Source organism: Streptomyces sp. URMC 124 (genome assembly GCF_051386455.1).
GTDB lineage: Bacteria > Actinomycetota > Actinomycetes > Streptomycetales > Streptomycetaceae > Streptomyces.
The window spans coordinates 1-16301 of sequence record NZ_JBPQTS010000162.1; the positions used below are offsets into that span (position 1 = coordinate 1).

Annotated in this window: 16 protein-coding genes; 12 read left to right on the forward strand and 4 right to left on the reverse strand. The window is 74.3% G+C overall.

What is annotated here, in order from left to right:
- Positions 1-117: 117 nt before the first annotated feature.
- The 4 genes from ACSNOG_RS26880 (at position 118) to ACSNOG_RS26895 (ending at position 2139) form a co-directional block, all read left to right on the forward strand.
- Positions 118-1302, forward strand: a complete 1185-nt coding sequence (locus tag ACSNOG_RS26880; RefSeq protein WP_436755283.1) for a helix-turn-helix domain-containing protein — start codon at positions 118-120, stop codon at positions 1300-1302.
- Between the two features lie 144 nt (positions 1303-1446).
- On the forward strand, positions 1447-1746 hold the full coding sequence (locus ACSNOG_RS26885; protein ID WP_436755284.1) for a hypothetical protein: 300 nt from the start codon (positions 1447-1449) through the stop codon (positions 1744-1746).
- A 66-nt stretch (positions 1747-1812) separates the two neighbouring features.
- Positions 1813-1947, forward strand: a complete 135-nt coding sequence (locus ACSNOG_RS26890) for a hypothetical protein (protein ID WP_436755285.1) — start codon at positions 1813-1815, stop codon at positions 1945-1947.
- Positions 1948-1950: 3 nt separating this feature from the next.
- Positions 1951-2139, forward strand: coding sequence for a hypothetical protein (locus tag ACSNOG_RS26895; protein WP_436755286.1), 189 nt, complete (start codon positions 1951-1953; stop codon positions 2137-2139).
- A 65-nt stretch (positions 2140-2204) separates the two neighbouring features.
- Here ACSNOG_RS26895 and ACSNOG_RS26900 read toward each other — a convergent pair whose 3' ends face one another.
- Entirely contained in the window at positions 2205-2453 is a 249-nt protein-coding gene (locus ACSNOG_RS26900; protein ID WP_436755287.1) for a chaplin, read from the reverse strand.
- Between the two features lie 144 nt (positions 2454-2597).
- On the opposite strand from ACSNOG_RS26900, the gene ACSNOG_RS26905 reads away from it, so the two are divergent.
- A complete protein-coding gene (locus tag ACSNOG_RS26905; protein WP_436755288.1) occupies positions 2598-3584 on the forward strand; it encodes a MerR family transcriptional regulator in 987 nt (328 codons plus the stop codon).
- A 111-nt stretch (positions 3585-3695) separates the two neighbouring features.
- Here the strand turns inward: ACSNOG_RS26905 and ACSNOG_RS26910 are convergent, their stop codons facing one another.
- Positions 3696-4469, reverse strand: a complete 774-nt coding sequence (locus ACSNOG_RS26910; protein WP_436755289.1) for an SDR family NAD(P)-dependent oxidoreductase — start codon at positions 4467-4469, stop codon at positions 3696-3698.
- 155 nt (positions 4470-4624) lie between these two features.
- Between ACSNOG_RS26910 and ACSNOG_RS26915 the strand changes: the two genes are divergently transcribed.
- Positions 4625-7816, forward strand: a complete 3192-nt coding sequence (locus ACSNOG_RS26915; protein ID WP_436755290.1) for an NACHT domain-containing protein — start codon at positions 4625-4627, stop codon at positions 7814-7816.
- Here the strand turns inward: ACSNOG_RS26915 and ACSNOG_RS26920 are convergent.
- Positions 7797-9260, reverse strand: coding sequence for an NAD(P)H-hydrate dehydratase (locus tag ACSNOG_RS26920; RefSeq protein ID WP_436755291.1), 1464 nt, complete (start codon positions 9258-9260; stop codon positions 7797-7799). The two genes, ACSNOG_RS26915 and ACSNOG_RS26920, sit on opposite strands and share 20 nt — an antisense overlap.
- Positions 9261-9436: 176 nt before the next feature.
- Between ACSNOG_RS26920 and alr the strand changes: the two genes are divergently transcribed.
- From alr to tsaE, 3 genes are all read left to right on the forward strand, one after another.
- Entirely contained in the window at positions 9437-10615 is a 1179-nt protein-coding gene (alr, locus tag ACSNOG_RS26925) for an alanine racemase (RefSeq protein WP_436755292.1), read from the forward strand.
- A gap of 114 nt (positions 10616-10729) precedes the next feature.
- On the forward strand, positions 10730-12052 hold the full coding sequence (locus tag ACSNOG_RS26930) for an alpha/beta fold hydrolase (protein ID WP_436755293.1): 1323 nt from the start codon (positions 10730-10732) through the stop codon (positions 12050-12052).
- A 174-nt stretch (positions 12053-12226) separates the two neighbouring features.
- Entirely contained in the window at positions 12227-12709 is a 483-nt protein-coding gene (gene tsaE, locus ACSNOG_RS26935; RefSeq protein WP_436755297.1) for a tRNA (adenosine(37)-N6)-threonylcarbamoyltransferase complex ATPase subunit type 1 TsaE, read from the forward strand.
- 454 nt (positions 12710-13163) lie between these two features.
- Here the strand turns inward: tsaE and ACSNOG_RS26940 are convergent, their stop codons facing one another.
- On the reverse strand, positions 13164-13775 hold the full coding sequence (locus tag ACSNOG_RS26940; RefSeq protein WP_436755294.1) for a hypothetical protein: 612 nt from the start codon (positions 13773-13775) through the stop codon (positions 13164-13166).
- 178 nt (positions 13776-13953) lie between these two features.
- Here ACSNOG_RS26940 and tsaB point away from each other — a divergent pair, with 178 nt between their 5' ends.
- The 3 genes from tsaB to tsaD are packed head-to-tail and all read left to right on the forward strand — an operon-like array spanning position 13954 to position 16245.
- Complete coding sequence (gene tsaB / locus ACSNOG_RS26945) at positions 13954-14622, forward strand: tRNA (adenosine(37)-N6)-threonylcarbamoyltransferase complex dimerization subunit type 1 TsaB (RefSeq protein ID WP_436755295.1); 669 nt, start codon at positions 13954-13956, stop codon at positions 14620-14622.
- Positions 14623-14645: 23 nt separating this feature from the next.
- A complete protein-coding gene (gene rimI, locus ACSNOG_RS26950) occupies positions 14646-15128 on the forward strand; it encodes a ribosomal protein S18-alanine N-acetyltransferase (RefSeq protein ID WP_436755298.1) in 483 nt (160 codons plus the stop codon).
- Entirely contained in the window at positions 15112-16245 is a 1134-nt protein-coding gene (gene tsaD / locus ACSNOG_RS26955) for a tRNA (adenosine(37)-N6)-threonylcarbamoyltransferase complex transferase subunit TsaD (RefSeq protein ID WP_436755296.1), read from the forward strand. The genes rimI and tsaD overlap by 17 nt, the downstream gene beginning before the upstream one ends.
- Positions 16246-16301: the final 56 nt, after the last annotated feature.

Genomic DNA, 16301 nt, shown 5'->3' on the forward strand with positions numbered 1-16301 from the left:
CGCCCCCCCCCCCCCCCCCCCCCCCCCCCCCCCCCCCCCCCCCCCCCCCCCCCCCCCCCCCGCCCTGTCGTAGGGCGGGAGTACGGTTTCCGTGTCACGTCAGAAACGGAGCCCCGTATGCCCCCGCGCAATGACGAGCACACCGGCGCGCGCATCGCCCGCGCGCGCAAGGTCCGGCGCCTGACGCAGCGCGAGTTGTCGGACCTGGCCCACGTCTCCTACAGCACCCTGACCAAGGTCGAGCAGGGCGCCTTGCCCGCGAGCCCGTCGGTCATCGGGGCGCTGGCCCGTGCACTGTCGCTGCCGGTCACCGAACTGACCGGCCAGCCCTACCTGGACGAGCTGCGGGCGGACCAGCTGGACGGGCTGATCCAGCCGATCCGCGAAGCGCTGGACGTCTACGACCTCGGGCCCGACCCCGATGTCACCCCCCGCCCTCTGGCGGAGCTGGAGGCGCACGCCGAGGACCTGTGCGCCATGGTCCGCGCGACCAGCATCAAGCAGGTCGCCGCCGCCCTGCCCGGGCTGATCCACGAGGCCACCACGGCGGCACACGCCTCGCCCGGTGACCGCAGCTGGCGGGTCCTGGCCAGCACGTACCGGACGGCGTACGACGTGACCACGAAGCTCGGCTTCCTCGACCTCTGCACGGTCGCGCTGGACCGCCTGGAGTGGGCCGCGCAGCGCGCCTCGGACCCGGTGCTCGGCGGCATGCGGCAGTACTTGCGGGCCCTGGCCTACCTCCGCGCCGGCAATTACCGCACGGGCAAGCGGCTCGTCCAGCTCGGCATGTCCACCCTGGCGCAGGCCGAAGCGGGGCGCACGCGTGACGTCGTCACGGGTCAGCTGCACCTGGGCGCCGCCGTGCTCGCGGGCCGCGACAAGGACGGGGACGCCGCCACGGGCCACCTGGGCGAGGCGCGGCGGATCGCCGAGCGCACCGGCGAGGCCGGGAAGGTGCAGTGGCTGTCCTTCGGGCCGACCAACGTCGGGGCGCACCACGTGAGCGTCCTCGCCGAGCTGGACCGGTACCCCGAGGCCGTGCGGGCAGCCGAGGAGACGGCGATCCCGGACGCCTGGCCGCCGTCCCGCCGGGCGCACCACTACACCGAGGTCGCCCGCGCCGAGCTGTGGACCGGCCGCACGGACGCGGCCTTCAGGAACCTGCAGCTGGCCCGGAAGGTGGCGCCGCAGCAGACGCGCTACCACCCCACGGTGCGGGAGACGTTCGCAGGACTGGAATCGGCGAAGCGGCGGATGCCCGAGACGTTCAGCAACTATGGGGCCTGGCTGGGCAGGTGACGCACGGCGAGGCGATGGCCGGAGCTATCAGCAACTGCTGGTAGTTCCGGCCTTGTTGACTCGCCACTCTGTGGTGGTCGGAAGGACCCCCGCGGCCGGGCGAACGGCCCGGGGGCGTGGCCAACGCCGCATAGGAGCGTCAACATGCGCAAGAGTATCCGCCGCCTCGCCGCCTGGCTGAGGTTCGGTCGCGAACCGGCCACGCAGGAGCGTGCCGCCTCGGCGCCGGCCGCCGTGATCGCCCCGGCAGCCCCGGCCGCGCCTCCGGCGCAGGAGAAGCCGGCCGCGTGCGGCGTCTACGTCTGGGCGACGGCCCACGGGATCGACCTCAGCCCCCGGCACTCCCTGCTCACCTGCACGTGCTCGACCCGCGCGCAGCGCGAGACGCTGAGCGCGAAGGTCGCGGAGGCGAACCGGGCGAGCCGGTGGGGGAGCGGCGGGTGAACCGCGGCGCGGTCGTGCGGGGACCGTCCCCGCGTCGTACGGCGCCGTACGGGAAGGAGGGCGACAATGGGTAAGCAGTCCGAGGACGACTGGGATCCGGAGGAGCGCCGCGACGAGGTCACGGACCCGGGAACGCAGGTTTCTCAGAACGGCAGCGTCTACGCCGGCATGGCCGACGACGAGGAGCGCGAAGGGAAGTAGCGCATGATCCACGGCGAGCATCTGGTGAGGGACCTGCGGCGCGATCACGGATTCGTGCACATCGGGCGCACCCGGGACGGCAAGGCTGTGATCATGCGCAAGGGCCACCGGTGGACCGTCGTGCCCCTGCGGCTGCTCACCCGCGAGGCCGTGGACACCATCAAGGCCCAGGCGGGGATCACCCTCGTCTGAGGAGTGTCACCACGGCCCCGTCCGTGTGTTCCTCCTCCGGAGGCACGCGGGCGGGGCTTATGGGGCTAGTCGCTGATGCAGACGTTCCCCGAGGCCGAGTTGAGCAGGCCGATGACGTTGATGGGGAACGAGCACAGGGTGATGGGCACGCGGAGGGGGATCTGGATCGTGTTGCCCGAGATCAGGCCGGGGGACTTGTCGGCGTGGCCGATGGGGACGGCGTCGGCGGTGGCCACGCCCGCGCCCGCGCCCGCGGCGGCCAGGAGCGTGGCGGTGGCGGCCGCCGTGGCGGCCGTCTTGGTGCTGGGTGTCATGGGAACTCCCGGGGATGGGGGGTTGGTGCGCGGCCAAGTCTGGCGCATAATTCGCCCCTTTTGTCTCATTTGTTGCGTGTGCCGTATCCCCTCGGAAAATCCGCTGTTGACTCTCCAGCGACCGGAGACTCCAAGGTGAGGGACATGGACGACGACACCTCGTACTCCGTGCACTCCGCGCATTCCCCGCATTCTCCGCACTCTCTGCATTCCATCGGGGAACTGGCCCGGCTGACCGGGCTGACGGTCAGGACGATCCGGTTCTGGTCCGACACGGGCGTGGTGCCGCCGACCACCCGCACACCCGCGGGCTACCGCCTCTACGGCCCCGACGCGCTCGCGCGCCTCGGCCTCGTGCGGACGCTGCGCGACCTCGGCGTGGGGCTCCCCGTCATCCGGCAGGTGCTGGAGCGGGAGATCACCGTCCCCGAGGTCGCGGCCGTCCACGCCGAGGCTCTGGACGTGCAGATCCGCACCCTGCGATTGCGTCAGGCCGTGTTGCGGGCGGTGGCCGGCCGCGGGTCCACACCCGAGGAGCTGGAACTCATGCACAAGCTCGCAACCCTCTGCGATCAGGAGCGGCGCCGCCTGATCGGCGAATTCATCGACACCACCTTCGAGGGCCTGGACGTGGACCCGGACTTCCTCGCCTCGATGCGCAACGGCATGCCCCGGCTGCCGGAGGACCCCTCGCCGGAGCAACTCGACGCCTGGGTGGAGCTCGCCGAGCTCGTCCAGGACGAGGAGTTCCGGGCCGGGATCCGCCGGGCGGCCGAGGACCAGACCCGGGCCTGGCAGGAGTCCGGGCAGCCCGACGGCGAGCGGACGAAGGGGGCCGCGCAGGCGATCAAGGAGCGGACGGCCGAGGCGCGGGAGGCCGGGATCGCCCCGGACGCCCCCGAGGCCCGGCCGGTCGTCGACGAGATCGCCGCGGTCCTCGCCGAGGTCTCGCGCCGCGAGGACGGGCCGGAGTTCCGGGCCTGGCTGCTGGAGCGGCTGGAGACCGGCAACGACCCGCGCTACGGCCGGTACTGGCGGCTCGTCGCCGTGATCAACGGGTGGGCGCTGCCGGACATGGAGCCGGCCACGCAGTGGTTCACGGCCGCGCTCCGTGCCCAGGTGCGGGGGTAGCCCCCGTCTGCCCGGTCTGCCTGGTCTGCCCGCAAGGCCCCGGCCCGGTGCGCTCACGCGGGCGCACCGGGCCGGGGCTCGGTGCCGGGACGCCGCGCCCCGGCCGTGTCCTCACGCCGTGAAGCCCCCGTCCACCTCGATCGACGCACCCGTCACGTACCGGCCCCCGTCTCCCGCCAGGTAGACGACGGCCGCCGCTATGTCGTCCGGCTCCGCGTACCGGCCGAGGGCCGTGAACCCGCGGATGGTGTCGGCGTTCGGGTTGTGCGCGGAGTCCGCCGGATTGGCGTCGGTGTCCGTCGGGCCGGGGTGGACGAGGTTCGCGGTGATGCCGCGCGGACCCAGGTCGCGGGCCAGGCCCTTCGTCATGCCGGTCAGGGCGGTCTTGGTGAGGGAGTAGAGGGTCAGGCCGGGGAAGACCGTACGCCCCGCGATGTTGCTGCCGATGCTGATGATCCGACCGCCGCCGGTCATGTGGCGCACGGCCGCCCTCGACGCCAGGTACGGCGCGCGGACGTTCACCGCGACCGTCCGGTCGAACTCCTCCGCCCCCAGCTCCTGGAAGGAGCCCACGGGGAAGAGGCCCACGTTGTTCACCAGGATGTCGAGCCTGCCGAACTCCGCGGCGGCCCGGTCCACGGCACCGGTGACGGCGTCGACGTCACCGCTGTCGGCCCGGATCGCCAGGGCGCGGCGCCCGCCCGCCTCGATGTCACCGGCCACGGCCGCCGCGCGGTCGGCGCTGCGCTCGTAGGTCAGCGCCACGTCGGCACCCGCCCCGGCCAGCCGCCGCGCGACGGCGGCGCCGATGCCGCGGCTGCCGCCGGTGACGAGGGCGGCCTTGCCGGCGAGAGGGGCCTTGTTGCTGTTGTCGTTCGCGTTCATGTGCACCAGCATTCGCCTTCGCACCCCCGATGACCGGCGGGAATCGGACGCGGCACTTGCGCCCCGGCAGCGCCGCCCGTACTTGCGCGAACCCCCTGTCACCGCAGCTCGCCTGACGTATCGTCGGGTGGCGGCGAGCGTCGAAGGAGACAGTGGTGCACCCGGCGAAGGAACGCATTGCAGCGGTATTCGGGCGGAGCCAGGGCAGCGGGTACCTGCTGGCGCCGAACCTGGTGCTGACCGCCGCACACGTGGTCGGGGACTGCGCCCACCCGCGCGCCATAGTCCCCGGCGGGGCCGGGCAGGTGCGCTGCAGAGTGGTGTGGGCGCGCGACGACAACCGCCGCTGCGACGTCGCCCTGCTCGTCGGCGAACGCGACCTCGTCCCCGAGGACGTCGCCGAAGCCTTCGAACCGCTGGTGTGGGGCCGCGCCTACGACCTGAGGGTCTGGCCCGGAGCCCAGGCCATCGGCTTCCCGCACGTCCAGCGCGACGAGGAGGGCGAGCTCGACACCGAGCAGGTCGTCGGCTCCCTCAAACCGGGCAGCAACCTGCTCAGCGGCCGGCACGTGCTCGACAGCGAGTACGGTCCCCCGCAGCCGCCCGCCGACGGCGGTTCGCCGTGGGCCGGCATGTCCGGCGCCGCCGTCTTCGTGGACGGCCTGCTCGCCGGGGTGGTCTGCGCCGACCCGAACGGCTGGCGGCACGGGCGGCTCACCGTCACCCCGTCGGCCACGCTCTGGCAGGACTTCGCGTTCCTCAGCGAGTGCCTGCTCGTGGGGCACAAGCCCGAGTCGCGCTCCCTCGCCTCGCCCCGGCAACTGGAGATCGAGGCCTTCGAGCGGCGCCTGCGCGACTACGTCGTCGAGAAGTCCGGCGAACTGACGATCATCGGACTGACCCTCTCCGACGGCGAGGGCGAGACCTGGCCCCTGGACGCCGCCTACCTCAGCCTGGAGCTGACCGGCGGCGCGGCGCGCGGTTCGGGCAGCGGCGCGGCCGGCGCCGGGGCCGGGGCGATGGGGGAGTGGCTGCCCGAGAACTCCACGCCCTCGCCCAAGCGCGCCGAGGAAGCCCTCGCCGGGCGCCGCCGCGTGCTCCTGCGCGGCGCCGCCGGATCCGGCAAGACGACGCTGCTGCAATGGCTCGCCACCATCACCGCCCGCGGCGACCTGCCTCCCGGCCTCGGCCACCTCAGCGGCTGCATGCCGCTGACGCTGCCCCTGCGTACGCTCATCCGCCGCGGCGAACTCCCCCAGCCCGAAGAGTTCCTGGCCTCGGCCGCAGGCCCTCTCGCCGGCCTGCCCGCCGCCCAGGGCTGGGTCACGCGCAGGCTCACCGAGGGCACGGCCCTGCTGCTGATCGACGGCGTCGACGAGGTCCCCGAAGCCGACCGCCGCCGCACCCTCACCTGGGTCAAGGACCTCCTCGCCGCCTACCCCGACGCCCGCTACGTCATCACCACCCGCCCCTCCGCCGTCCGCGAGGGCTGGCTCGCCGACGCCGGCTTCACCGAGCTCGAACTGCTCCCCATGAGCCGCGGCGACGTCGTCTCCTTCATCGAGCGCTGGCACGACGCCGCGGGCGCGCGCCACCACGAGCCCCTGCGCGCCTTCCGCGACTCCCTCACCACCGCCGTCGTCACCAAGCGCGACCTCGGCATGCTCGCCACCAACCCGTTGATGTGCGCCCTGATCTGCGCCCTCAACCGCTCCCGCAAGGGCTACCTGCCGCACGGGAGGATGGAGCTCTACCGCGCCGCGCTGGAGCTCCTGCTCGTCCGGCGCGACCGCGAGCGCGGCGTCGTGGTCGGCGGGGACGGCCCCGAGCTGGAGCACGCGCAGCAGGTCGCCCTCCTGCAGAAGATCGCCTACTGGCTGATCCGCAACGGCCGTTCGGTCATCGAGTGGCACAAGGCCGTCGAGATCCTCGACCGGGCCCTCCCCGCGATGCCGGCCGTCGCCGCCCGCGGCAGCGCCGAGGACATACTGCGCCACCTCGTCCTGCGCAGCGGGCTGCTGCGCCGCCCCACGAACGAGACCCTCGACTTCATCCACCGCACCTTCCAGGACTACCTCGGCGCCCAGGCCGCCGTGGACGACTGGGACTTCGACGTCCTCGTCCACCACGCCCACGACGACCAGTGGGAGGACGTCCTGCGCATGGCGGTCGGGCACGCCCCGCCGCGGGCCCGGGCGGAGTTGCTGCGGCTCCTCCTGGAGCGAGGCGACAAGGAACCGGCCCATCGCGCCCGGCTCCACCTCCTCGCCGCGGCCTGTCTCGAACACGCGACGGAGGTCGACTGGGAGGTCCGCGCGCGGGTCGAGAAGGCGGCGGCGGAGCTCGTACCGCCGCGGGACCTCGAAGCGGCGAAGTCGCTCGCCGCGGCGGGAGAGGTGGTCCTCGACCTGCTCCCCGGCCCGGAGGGGCTCTCGGACGAGGTCGCGCACGCGGTGGTCGTCGCGGCGACGACGGTCGCGGACGAGAAGGCGGTGCCGCTGCTGTCGCGCTACGCCGCGCATCCCTCGCTGGAGGTGCGGGCCCAGCTCGCCTGGGCGTGGGACCGCTTCGAGACGGAGGCGTACGCGGAGGGGGTGATCGGGCGGCTGGCGTACGAGGACGGGCTCGACTTCGTGGTGAAGTCGCGCGAGCACCTGGCCGTGCTGAAGCGGCTCGGGGGGCGGCCGCGGGTGCAGATCCGGTGGCCGGAGGCCGGTGACGCCTTGGAGGACGCTCTGGACCTGGGAGGGTTGCAGACCCTGCACCTGTGGCTGGAAGGCTGGCCGCAGGGCCTCCACCGGCTCCGCACCATGACGGAGTTGCAGGACCTGACGCTGCACTGGGAGGACATGGGGTTCTGGGCGTCGTCCTGCGAGGTGCGGTTGCCCCGGGGCATCCGGTATCTGCACCTCGGCCCCGGCGCTTCGGCTTCCGCCGAGCTGCCCGACCTGGCGGGTCACCCCACGCTGCAGCGGTTGGTGATCCACGGCGGCGACGCCCGGAAGCGGCTGGCGCTGGCCTCCCTGCCCGAGCTGCGGTTCCTGCGGGTCTACGGGGAGGACCTGCGGTACCTCGCCGACGTGGAGCCCCTCCTGCAAGTGGAGGAGCTCCACGTGAAGGAGAGCACCGGCCTGTCCGGGCTCGCCCACGTGGCGCGGGCCTACCCGGCCCTGAAGAAGATCAACATCATGGACCCGGAGAGGCACGGGAGCGGTGCGCCGGTCGACCTGGCGGCCCTGGGGAACCTGGGGCCGGTGGACGTGCGCATCAGACACACGGGCCCCGTCCTCAACCAGGACGCCCTGCCGCCCGGCTCCCGGCTGACCCTCACCGCCGATCCGAACTGAGCACACCCCTCCACACCCCCCGCAGCTCCTCGGCCACCCCCATCGCCGTCAGCGGCGCGGCCCCCGCCTCCCGGGCCGCCAGCCCGTGCAGGTACGCCCCGACCGCCGCCGCGTCCCAGCCCGTGAGCCCCGCCGCCAGCAGGGAGCCCGTGAGCCCCGAGAGGACGTCGCCGCTGCCTGCCGTGGCCAGCCACGGCGTGCCCGTCGGATTGACGCGGACCGTGCGGCGGCCGTGCCCCGGCCCGCCCGGGGAGGCGATCAGAGTCGTGGAGCCCTTGAGGAGGGCGGTGGCGCCGTAGCGTTCGGAGAGGGCGCGGACCGCCGCCAGGCGTCCGGATTCGACCCGGTCGCGCGAGACGCCCAGCAGGGCCGCCGCCTCCCCGGCGTGCGGGGTGAGGACGGTCTCCGCCGTCCGGCCCCGTACGGCGTCGGCCGTCATCAGCCGCAGCCCGTCCGCGTCCACGAGCACCGGTACGTCCGAGGCGAGGACGTCGTCCAGCGCCTGCCGGGCCTCGGGCCCGTCGCCGAGGCCGGGGCCGACGACCCACGCCTGGACGTGGCCGGCCTTCGACGGGGGGCCGGCGCAGACGAGGGTCTCGGGGAAGCGGGCGATGACGGCGTCCGCCGCCGGGCCGGCGTAACGCACGGCGCCCGCGCCGCCGTGCAGGGCGCCCGCGATGGCGAGGACGGCCGCGCCGGGGTAGCGGGCCGAGCCGGCGACGACGCCCACGACGCCGCGCCGGTACTTGTCGCTCTCCGCGGCGGGCTGCGGCAGCAGCGCGGCGACGTCCTCGTGCTGCAGGGCCTCGGCGTCGGGCCGGGCGGGCAGCGTCAGGCCGATGTCGATCAGCCGGAGCGCGCCGGCGTGCTCGCGGGCCGGGTCGACGAGCAACCCGGGCTTGTACGCGCCGAAGGTGATCGTCGCGTCGGCGCGTACGGCGGCGCCGTGTACCTCGCCGGTGTCGGCGTCGACGCCGCTCGGCAGGTCGACGGCGACGATGATCGCGCCGCCGTCGGCGGCGGCCCGGACGAGCTGGGCGGCGTCCGGGCGCAGCCCGCCCTTGCCGCCGATGCCGACGATCCCGTCGAGGACGAGGTCCGCGCCGCGCAGTGCCTGGTCGGCGGCTTCGGCGGAGGCGACGCGGCCTCCGGCGGCCCGCAGGGCGGCGAGCCCGGCGGCGTGCGCCCGGTCGGGGGCGACGAGCACGGCGGTCACCCCGGCGCCGCGCCGGGCGAGGCGGGCCCCGGCGTAGAGGGCGTCGCCGCCGTTGTCGCCACTGCCGACGAGCAGGGCGATACGTGCCCCGTACACCCGCCTGAGCAGTCCGGCACAGGAGGCGGCGAGCCCGGCGGCGGCGCGCTGCATCAGGGCGCCGTGGGGGAGCTGGGCCATGAGCGCGCCCTCGGCGGCCCGTACGGTCTCGACGCTGTAGGCAGTCCTCATGTCCTCAGTCTCACCACCGGATACTCCGCGCGCTCTCGAACAAGCCCCGGAGAGGCCCCTGAAAAGCCCCGGAAGCCCCCCGAAAGCCTCCCGAAAGCCTCCCGAAAGCCTCCCGAAATGACAGCCTGAGGCCCACCCGTCACCGCCTCCGCGGGCGTCCTGAGAGACTGACGGGGATGAACGAGACTCCGACCCGCGTCCGCGAGACCCCGATGCGCGCCCGTGCCCTGGTGGACCTGGCCGCCCTGCGGGCCAACGTGCGCACGCTCAAGGCCCGCGCGCCCCGGGCCCAGCTGATGGCCGTGGTCAAGGCGAACGCCTACGGCCACGGCGCCGTGCAGTGCGCCCGGGCGGCCCGCGAGGCCGGTGCCGAGTGGGTGGGCACGGCCACGCCGGACGAGGCGCTGGCGCTGCGCGCGGCGGGCGACCGGGGCCGGCTGATGTGCTGGCTGTGGACGCCGGGCGGGCCGTGGCGCGAGGCGATCGAGGCGGACGTCGACGTGACGGTCAGCGGCCTGTGGGCGCTGGCGGAGATCGCGGAGGCCGTGCGGGCCGCGGGCCGTCCCGCACGCGTCCAGCTGAAGATCGACACCGGTCTGGGGCGCAACGGCTGCCAGCCCGACGACTGGCCGGAACTGATCGCCGCGGCGCGCGAGGCGGAGGAGGCCGGCCTGCTGAAGGTGACGGGCGTCTGGTCGCACTTCGCGTGCGCCGACGAGCCCGGCCACCCCTCCATCCAGGCCCAGCTGAGGGTCTTCCGGGACGCGGTGGCGTACGCGGAGCGGCAGGGCATCGAGCCCGAGGTGCGGCACATAGCCAACTCCCCGGCGACGCTCACGCTCCCCGAGACGCACTTCGACCTCGTCCGGACGGGCATCGCGATGTACGGGGTCTCGCCGAGCCCCGAGGTCGGCACGCCGCAGGAGCTGGGCCTGAAGCCGGTGATGACGCTGTCGGCGTACTTGGCGTCGGTGAAGCGGGTGCCGGGCGGCCACGGCGTCTCGTACGGGCACCACTACGTCACCCCGGCCCCCACGACCCTCGCGCTCGTCCCCGTGGGCTACGCGGACGGCATTCCGCGCGCGGGCTCCGGCACGGGCCCGGTGCTGGTGGGCGGCAAGTGGCGGACGGTGGCCGGCCGGGTGGCCATGGACCAGTTCGTGGTCGACCTGGGCGGCGACACGGCGCGGGTGGGCGAGGAAGCCGTGCTGTTCGGGCCGGGCGACCGGGGCGAGCCGACCGCCGAGGACTGGGCCCGGGCCACCGGAACCATCGCTTACGAGGTGGTCACGCGCATCTCCAATCGCGTGCCCCGCGTCTATGTCGGTGAGAACGTGGACGGGTACACCGAATAGGCCGGGTGGATAGGCCGCACGGTTGGGCCCGCTCCACGCGGGCACGAGCACGGGCACGATGAACGCGGACGTGGACGTGGACATGCCGAAAAGCGGGGACACGGGGGGCGCGCGATGAACAGGGACAGCATGGGCGCGGGCACGGCGTCCGGCACGGCGGCGGCGGCCGCCGAAGCCTTCGAGGCCTTCGAAGCGGTCGAGGCCGTCGCGGCGGCCGCCGGCCTCGGGGCCGGGGCGGGACCCGGCTGGCGCCGTGGCGCCGGGGTCGCGGGAGCGGCCCTGGGCGTCCTGGCCGCCGGAGCCGCGGTCGGCGTGGCGGTCGAGCGGCTGACGGTGGGGCGCGGCATGCGCCGCAACGCCCGGCTGGCCCTGGACTCGGTGGGCCCCTACGGGACGCTGCGCGGGACGCCGGGCACGGCGGTCGCTGAGGACGGCACGCAGCTGTACTACGAGGTGGACGAGGCCGGGGCGGGCGCGGAAGCGGACTCGGCCTCCGCCTCGGCCCTCGCTTCCGCTTCCCGGAGGCTCTTCGGCGGCCGCCGTACGTCCGCCGCCGCGCCCCTGACGGTCGTCTTCAGCCACGGCTACTGTCTCAGCCAGGACTCCTGGCACTTCCAGCGCGCCGCCCTGCGGGCCGCCGGCGTCCGCGCGGTCTTCTGGGACCAGCGCAGCCACGGCCGCTCCGAGCGCAGCCGCACGGCCGCCGTCTCCATCGACCTCTTCGGCCGCGACCTCAAGGCCGTCATCGACGCCGCCGCCCCCGAGGGGCCGCTGGTGCTCGTGGGGCACTCCATGGGCGGCATGACGACGATGGGACTGGCCGCGCAGTACCCCGGCCTGATCGCCGAGCGCGTCGTCGGCGCGGCCTTCTTCGGCACGTCCTCGGGCGGGCTCGCGGAGAACACCTACGGGCTGCCGGCCGTCGGGATGAGCCTGGTCCGGCGGCTCGTGCTGCCGGGCGCCTTCAAGCTGATGGCCGCCCGGCCCGAGCTGATCGAGAAGGGCCGCCGGGCCACGTCCGACCTGTTCGCGGGCATCCTGAGGTGGTACTCGTTCGGGTCCAAGGACGTGGACCCGGCGGTCGTGCGGTTCGCGGAGCGGCTGATCGAGGCCACGCCGGTCGACGTCGTCGCCGCGTTCTACCCCGTCTTCGCCGAGCACGAGAAGCGCAAGGCGCTGCGCGCCTTCGACGCCATGCCGGTGGTCGTCGCGGCGGGCGACAAGGACCTCCTCACGCCGAGCGAGCACAGCGAGGCCATCGCGGACGCCCTGCCGGAAGCCCGGCTGCTCGTCCTGGAGGACACCGGGCACCTGGTGATGCTGGAGCGGCCCGAGGTCGTCACCGCCCAGCTGGCCGAGCTGCTCACCGCGGCGGCCGGCGGCGCGGCGCTGGGGCGCGGGGAGCACGCGGCGGCGGGGGCGCGCGGCCGCGCCTGAAACGCGCCGGGGCCGCGCGGCCCCGTACCATCGGCCGGTATGAGCGCCCAGCCTGACATCACCGCCGCCACCCCAGGAACCCGTGCCGGAACCACCGCCGGTGCCGGTGCCGGAGCCAGTGCCGGAGCCGGTGCCGTGACGAGTACCGAGCTCACGGTCAGGACCGCCGACGCCATGCGGGAAGTGGGCCGCCGGCTGGCCGGCCTGCTGCGCCCCGGCGACCTGGTGCTGCTCACCGGCGAGCTCGGCGCGGGCAAGACGACCCTGACCCGCGGCCTGGGCGAGGGGCTCGGCGTCCGCGGCGCGGTCACCTCCCCGACGTTCGTCATCGCGCGCGTCCACCCCCACCTCGGCGGCGGTCCCGCGCTCGTCCACGTCGACGCCTACCGGCTGTCCGGCGGCCTGGACGAGATGGAGGACCTGGACCTCGACGTCTCCCTCCCCGAGTCCGTGATCGTCGTGGAGTGGGGCGACGGCAAGGTCGAGGAGCTCTCGGAGGACCGGCTGCACGTGGTCATCCACCGCGCGGTGGGCGCGAGCGCCGCGGACGCGGCGGACGTGGCCCACGCGGCGGAGGACACGGACGACGTGCGGAGCGTCCGGGTGACGGGCGTGGGCGCGCGCTGGGCGGGCGTGGACCTCTCGCCGCTCGGCTGAGGGCGGGCCCGGTCCGGGGCAGGAAGACGCGCGCCGCCGCACACCGCTGTACGTTCCGACAAGCCGTCGGCAAGATGTTGCATCGGCGGCTTCGGGCGTGGTCACATGGTAGGCAGAGACACGGTTAGGTCTACCTAACCTTGCCCAGATGCCCCCCAGGAGGCACCATGCCGGCACCAGAGCAGCGGCAGCCGCGGCCCGAGCCCAGCTCGGAGGAGCGGCCCCCGTCGACCTCGACTTCGATGCGTGACCTGCTGGCTTCCTGCGCGGCGGCGGACGCGGTGTCGAAGCCGCCGCGGGAGCCGGAGACACCGGGAGTACCGGGGGCACCGGGGGCACCGGGAGACGGCGAGAAAGACGCGGCGTAGGAGCCCGCCCCCAGCCGCTCCGCCCGTCCCGCGCTCCGTCCCGTCCCGCCCCGTCCCGTCCGAAGGGTGGCGTACGGGAGGACTCCCTACGCGACCACGACCACCTTCGTGCCGTTCAGCGCGAAGTCCCACATGGCCCGCCCGTCCGCGGGCATCTCCCGGACGGCACCCGTCTTCTTGCCCGCGGCCGCCGGATCCGGCAGGGAGCCGTCCACCGCCGCGCTGAAGCCGAAGACGACGCCCGCCGTGTTCCTGTGGAAGCGCACGACGTGCTCGATGGCCTTGCCGTCGGACCCCGTGCCCGTGGCGTCCCGCGAGGTCACCGCGTAGGGGCCCGGCGCCGGGTTCACCGCGCTCGGCGCCACCTCGAAGCTGTGCGTCGCCTTGCCGTCCGCACCTACCAGCCACACCCGCTTCTGCCCGAGCGCGTAGACGACGCGCTTGCCGGTGCCGGAGCCCGCGGGCACGTCCGGCAGGGCCGCCTTGGCGCCCTCGTCCTTGCCGGAACCGGTGCCGGAATCCGCCGGTGCGCCGTCCTTGCCCTTGTCCTCGCCCTTGCCGGAGGCGCCCGCGCCCGCAGCGTGCGAGGAGTGCGGCTTGTCGGGAGCGGCCTCGGCCTGGACGGCGAGGAAACCCACCCCCGCGAGGGCCGCCGCGGTGAGCGCGGCCACGAAGACCCCCGAGCTGCTGCGTGCCACGGCTGCGCACCCTTCTCAGGACCACCGGTCCTGGTCCTACGTCTGGTCCTACGTACATATAGATACGGCGTTGCGGCTGACCGTAGCACCCGCCCGTGCCCCCGCCGCGCCCTCGGCTCGGCCCACGCGCGGCCCGGGCGCGCACCGCCCGCCCCACGGTGAGCCGTAGTCTGTCAGTGTGCTGCTGCTCGCTCTTGATACCGCCACGCCCGCCGTCACCGTCGCCCTCCACGACGGGGACAAAGTCATCGCCGAATCGCGTCAGGTCGACGCGCGCCGGCACGGTGAGCTGCTGCTTCCCGCCGTCGACCGGGTGCTCGCCGAAGCGGGCCTGAAGCTCGACGCCGTGACGGACATCGTGGTCGGCGTCGGCCCCGGCCCGTACACGGGCCTGCGGGTCGGCATCGTCACCGCCGCCACCTTCGGCGCCGCGCTCGGCGTGCCCGTCCGCGGCCTGTGCTCGCTCGACGGCATCGCGTACGCGGCCGGCCAGGCGGGGCTGGAGGGCGAGTTCGTCGTGGCGACGGACGCCCGCCGCAAGGAGGTCTACTGGGCGCGGTACGCGGACGCCCGTACCCGCGTGACCGACCCGTCCGTGGACCGCCCGGCGGACCTCACGGAGAAGCTCGCCGGCCTGACCGCCGTCGGCGCGGGCGCCGTGCTCTACCCCGACGCCTTCACGGACGTGCGGGCCGACATGCCCGAGCACCAGTCCGCGGGCGCCCTGGCCTCCCTCGCCGCGGAGCGCCTGCGCACGGGCGGCGAATTCCTGCCGGACCAGCCGCTCTACCTGCGCCGCCCCGACGCCCAGGTGCCCGCCAACTACAAGGTGGTCACCCCCAAGTGACCGCGAACGCCCGTATCCGTGAGATGCGCTGGTGGGACATCGGGCCGGTGCTGGAGCTGGAGCGCGCGCTGTTCCCGGACGACGCCTGGTCCAAGGGCCTGTTCTGGTCCGAGCTGGCGCACGCGCGCGGCGCCGGCGCCACCCGCCGCTACGTCGTCGCCGAGAACGACGAGGGCCGCGTCGTCGGCTACGCGGGCCTCGCCGCGATCGACGGCACCGGCGACGTCCAGACCATCGCCGTCTCCCAGGACCACTGGAGCACCGGCCTCGGCTCCCGCCTCCTCCGCGAGCTCCTGACCGCCGCGACCGACTTCGAGTGCCGCGAGGTGCTCCTCGAAGTGCGCGTCGACAACACCCGGGCGCAGCGCCTGTACGAACGCTTCGGCTTCGAGGGCGTGGGCGTGCGCCGCGGCTACTACCAGCCGGGCAACATCGACGCCCTCGTGATGCGCCTCTCCGATCCCCTCTCCGCAGTGCAAGGAATGACCCATGGCTCGCAAGGCTGACGAACCCCTCGTCCTCGGCATCGAGACCTCGTGCGACGAGACCGGCGTCGGCATCGTCCGCGGGCACACGCTGCTCGCCGACGCCGTCGCCTCCAGCGTGGACGAGCACGCCCGCTTCGGCGGCGTCGTCCCGGAGGTGGCGAGCCGCGCCCACCTGGAGGCGATGGTCCCGACCATCCAGCGCGCGCTGGACGAGGCCGGCGTCTCGGCGAAGGACCTCGACGGCATCGCCGTCACGGCGGGCCCGGGCCTCGCGGGCGCCCTGCTGGTGGGCGTGTCGGCGGCCAAGGCGTACGCGTACGCACTGGGCAAGCCGCTGTACGGGGTGAACCACCTGGCCTCCCACATCTGCGTCGACCAGCTGGAGCACGGCCCGCTGCCCGAGCCGACCATGGCCCTGCTGGTCAGCGGCGGCCACTCGTCGCTGCTGCTGGCCCCCGACATCACCTCGGACGTCCGCCCGCTCGGCTCGACGATCGACGACGCGGCGGGCGAGGCCTTCGACAAGGTCGCCCGCGTGCTCAACCTCGGCTTCCCCGGCGGCCCGGTCATCGACCGCTACGCCCGCGAGGGCAACCCCGACGCCATCCGCTTCCCGCGCGGCCTGACCGGCTCGCGCGACCCGATCTACGACTTCTCCTTCTCCGGCCTGAAGACGGCCGTGGCCCGCTGGATAGAGGCCAAGCGGGCGGCGGGCGAGGACGTCCCGGTCGCGGACGTCGCCGCGTCGTTCCAGGAGGCCGTCGTGGACGTCCTCACGCGCAAGGCCGTCCGCGCGTGCAAGGACGAAGGCGTCGACCACCTGATGATCGGCGGCGGCGTCGCGGCGAACACGCGCCTGCGGGCGATGGCCCAGCGCCGCTGCGAGGACGCGGGCATCACGCTGCGCGTACCGCGGCCGAAGCTGTGCACGGACAACGGCGCGATGGTGGCGGCCCTGGGCGCGGAGATGGTCGCACGGGGACGCGCGGCGTCGTCGTGGGACCTGTCGGCGGACTCGTCGCTGCCGGTGACGGAGACGCATGTGCCGGGGGAGGGGCATGGGCATGAGCACTCCCACGCCCATGATCACGACCACGTTCACGAGATGAGCAAGAAGAACCTGTACGAGTCGTAAGACCGACCCTCGTCACCACCCCCGCCGTGCGATGTGACGCCGCGGGGGGGGGGGGA